Annotated in this window: 1 protein-coding gene; it reads right to left on the bottom strand. The window is 35.6% G+C overall.

Translation table 11 applies throughout. The annotated features are described in order from the left end of the window. Positions 1-311 precede the first annotated feature (311 nt). Positions 312-704, bottom strand: a complete 393-nt coding sequence (locus CDZ78_RS05980; RefSeq protein WP_140413902.1) for a hypothetical protein — start codon at positions 702-704, stop codon at positions 312-314. Positions 705-1,122: the final 418 nt, after the last annotated feature.

Below are 1,122 nucleotides of genomic sequence, written 5' to 3'. Positions count from 1 at the left end.
ATTTCTTTTTCAAAATGACGCCATTTAAAACTAAGCATATGAACCTTATTTTATTCGAATTGAGACTCATGATAGCAGGTAACGCGGAAAAGTGAACTTTATGCGACAGAACCGCTATAGACTGAGTTGCTTTGTGTTCAGTCTATATGGACACAGATCGAATAATTTTTTGTGACATGGAGTCAAAAAACCATCATTAGACCTACAGTAGCGCGAATAGTTAAGATTACCTGAGGGCCGCTTATTCGACATGAAACTCTTTGCCTCTCTTGCGCGCTTAGGATCAAAGAATTTCCCTGTTGCCTACATAATCAACTGCAGTCTCCATAATCAATTGATTGACCATGATATGAACTAGGATTGTCCCAGTCAGCTTCATCTGACCGCCCTAGATAAAATTCAACTTTAAGTAACTTATGGGGATTATAAGGTTTTAACCCAGCGTTTCCATAACCACACGCATTATTCCCACTAGATCTAGGGCATGTCATAGCTAACTTATATAGAACACGTGATTTCATTCCTCTGAACGAACAAAAAACTCTATCATTTGTGCTTGAATAAACCGTTATAGTACCATTTTCTTCAATGTTACGCCCAATATCTAAAGTGTCAATGTTTTCGCATCTTATATTTTCGCATCTAACAGGTTCTCCCGTGTAATTACGTATCGTCAGTGTAATTCTCCATTCTTTATGCGCCATTTTTATCACCTCAATTTTAATTTCAGAGCACATGAACTCGGGAAATTTACTGTGACCACAGCCTAAAGGTCATCTTTAAATTTAGTCCACGGAAATATGGTTTCTGTGCTATTTATTTCATCATATAGTTTATAGAAATATTATAACTTTGTTAGGTTCTGTCGCAAAAAACAAAATCACCCCATTACCTACGACCATAAGATTTAATTTCAGCCAAAGAAGATTCACATGCTCAACTAAAAATGACTCTATTTTTCAGGCTATTACTTTCCCGAGTACCACATTGTACTTGGCTTTTACACTATATTATCGTAATTTTAATGATGGGATGAGACTGTTCTTATCCTGCATAGTGTTTTTATCCATTTGCCGCATAAAAACAAGTTACAGTTGATTTTTACACAAATATTTATTTTTT

It is taken from the genome of Bathymodiolus platifrons methanotrophic gill symbiont (assembly GCF_002189065.1).
Taxonomy (GTDB): Bacteria; Pseudomonadota; Gammaproteobacteria; order Methylococcales; family Methylomonadaceae; genus Methyloprofundus.
The sequence above is the reverse complement of the archived record's forward strand: the minus strand, read 5'-3'. Positions and strand labels throughout refer to the sequence as shown.